2 rRNA genes (1 of these 2 cut by a window edge) are annotated in these 3,053 nt (G+C 53.0%); both read right to left on the bottom strand.

Features of this window, described 5'->3' with window-relative positions:
- Positions 1-176: 176 nt before the first annotated feature.
- Positions 177-291 (bottom strand): 5S ribosomal RNA (gene rrf / locus ACUCV3_RS27150).
- Between the two features lie 176 nt (positions 292-467).
- Positions 468-3,053 (bottom strand): 23S ribosomal RNA (locus ACUCV3_RS27145) (it continues 221 nt past the right edge of the window).

Genomic DNA, 3,053 nt, shown 5'->3' with positions numbered 1-3,053 from the left:
TAGGATTTGAACCTACGACCTTCAGGTTATGAGCCTGACGAGCTACCGGGCTGCTCCATCCCGCGACACTGGGCGTTTTTGTGTGGCCCTGACATGCAAAAAGGGCGGCTTTGTGGGCCGCCCTATTTGTAACATTGTGATGGGTTTTTGATCCGTTGCTATGCGCGTGCTTCAATGCCTGGCGACGCCCTACTCTTCCAGTGCTTGAGCAATAGTACCATCGGCGCAGACTGGTTTCACGGCCGAGTTCGGGATGGGATCGGGTGGGTCACAGACGCTATGGTCACCAAGCAATGAAGCAGGCGCATAACTGCGGGTTTTTAATCGATACCGTGCACTATTCACTTTCACTTGAGAAAGTGAACAACAAGAACTTTGTGTGTTTGATGTTCGTATATCTGGGCTGGCTTAAAACCACGCCATCAGCGTCTTAGCTGTTTCCAGCATTGTCGTTGATGGTGGGACTCTTAAGCGCGAACAGAGCAATTAGGACTGGTTAGCTCCATGCGTTACCGCACTTCCACATCCAGCCTATCAACGTCGTGGTCTACGACGGCTCGATGAAATCTTATCTTGAGGGAGGCTTCCCGCTTAGATGCTTTCAGCGGTTATCCCGTCCATACATAGCTACCCTGCTGCGCCACTGGCGTGACGACAGGTACACCAGAGGTATGTTCAACCCGGTCCTCTCGTACTAGGGTCAACTCCTCTCAAATTTCGACGCCCACGGCAGATAGGGACCAAACTGTCTCGCGACGTTCTGAACCCAGCTCACGTACCACTTTAATTGGCGAACAGCCAAACCCTTGGGACCTGCTCCAGCCCCAGGATGTGATGAGCCGACATCGAGGTGCCAAACGATTCCGTCGATATGAGCTCTTGGGAATCATCAGCCTGTTATCCCCGGCGTACCTTTTATCCGTTGAGCGATGGCCCTTCCACGAGGGACCACCGGATCACTATGACCGACTTTCGTCTCTGCTCGACTTGTCAGTCTCGCAGTCAGGCGGGCTTATGCCATTGCACTCTAACAGACGGTTTCCAACCGTCCTGAGCCCACCATCGCGCGCCTCCGTTACTCTTTAGGAGGCGACCGCCCCAGTCAAACTACCCGCCACAGAGGGTCCCTGCACCGGATAACGGTGCGAGGTTAGACATCAGAAAACAACAGGGTGGTATTTCACCTATGGCTCCACATCAACTGGCGTCAATGCTTCAAAGCCTCCCACCTATGCTACACAGTTCTTTCCTAATGCCACTCTGAAGCTGCAGTAAAGGTGCACGGGGTCTTTCCGTCTAACCGCGGGTACTCCGCATCTTCACGGAGAATTCAATTTCGCTGAGCATATCCTGGAGACAGTGGGGAAGTCGTTACGCCATTCGTGCAGGTCGGAACTTACCCGACAAGGAATTTCGCTACCTTAGGACCGTTATAGTTACGGCCGCCGTTTACCTGGGCTTCAATTCAGAGCTTGCACTCCTCCTCTTAACCTTCAGGCACCGGGCAGGCGTCAGGCCCTATACGTCGTCTTGAAGCCGACTTAGCAGAGCCCTGTGTTTTTGCTAAACAGTCGCTACCCCCTGGCCTGTGCCCCCCATCAAAAGTTGCCTTAAGATGGGGCCTCCTTCTTCCGAAGGTACGGAGGCAATTTGCCGAGTTCCTTCAGGATACTTCTCTCAAACGCCTTGGTATACTCTACCATTCCACCTGTGTCGGTTTAGGGTACGGTCTATACGGTGGGGCTATTTCCTGGGACCCCTTCACTGCCCGGAGCAATCCAATAAGCCCGAACAATTTACGGCATCCGTCACACACCACCAGGCCCACGAATATTAACGTGGTTCCCATCGACTACCCCCTTCGGGCTCGTCTTAGGGGCCGGCTTACCCTGCTCAGATTAGCTTTAAGCAGGAACCCTTGGAATTTCGGCGAGAGGGCATCTCACCCTCTTAATCGCTACTCATGTCTGCATTCGCACTTCCGATACCTCCACGGTCGGTTACCCTTCCGCTTCAACGGCCTACGGAACGCTCCGCTACCGCTCAGATCAAAGATCTGAACCCTAAGCTTCGGTGCATCACTTTAGCCCCGTTACATCTTCGCCGCAGGATCTCTTATTTAGACCAGTGAGCTGTTACGCTTTCTTTAAAGGATGGCTGCTTCTAAGCCAACCTCCTGGTTGTTTTGGAAATCCCACATGCTTTCCCACTTAGTGATGACTTGGGGACCTTAGCTGTAGGTTAGGGCTGTTTCCCTTTTGACGACGGACCTTAGCACCCGCCGTCTGTCTGCCGAACTAGACTCGTTGGTATTCGGAGTTTGGTTAGAATTGGTAGATCTCGCGACCCCCGCATCCATCCAGTGCTCTACCCCCAACGGCAAATATTCGACGCTCTACCTCAATAGATTTCGCGGAGAACCAGCTATTTCCCGGCTTGATTGGCCTTTCACCCCTAAGCACAACTCATCCGACAATTTTTCAACATTGAACGGTTCGGTCCTCCAGTGCGTGTTACCGCACCTTCAACCTGGTCATGCATAGATCGCCGGGTTTCGGGTCTAATGCATCAAACTATGGCGCCCTATTCAGACTCGCTTTCGCTGCGCCTACACCTAACGGCTTAAGCTTGCTTGATACACTAAGTCACAGACCCATTATGCAAGAGGTACGCGGTCAGGTCTCAAGGACCCTCCCACTGCTTGTAGGCATCCGGTTTCAGGTACTGTTTCACTCCCCTCATCGGGGTGCTTTTCACCTTTCCCTCACGGTACTGGTTCACTATCGGTCATGTACGAGTATTTAGGCTTGGAGGGTGGTCCCCCCATGTTCAGACAGAGTTTCACGTGCTCCGCCCTACTCAAGTCCTGATGTTTCATTTTCGCATACGGGGCTGTCACCCGCTATGGCCGAACTTTCCAGATCGTTCTGCTAATTAAACATCAGGCACTGGCCTGGTCCGCGTTCGCTCGCCACTACTAACGGAATCTCGGTTGATGTCTTTTCCTCCGGGTACTGAGATGTTTCAGTTCTCCGGGTTCGCTTCACCAAAGC

The sequence above is a fragment of the Sphingobium sp. VMM genome, from assembly GCF_056790315.1.
This window is presented reverse-complemented; position numbering and strand designations above follow the sequence as displayed.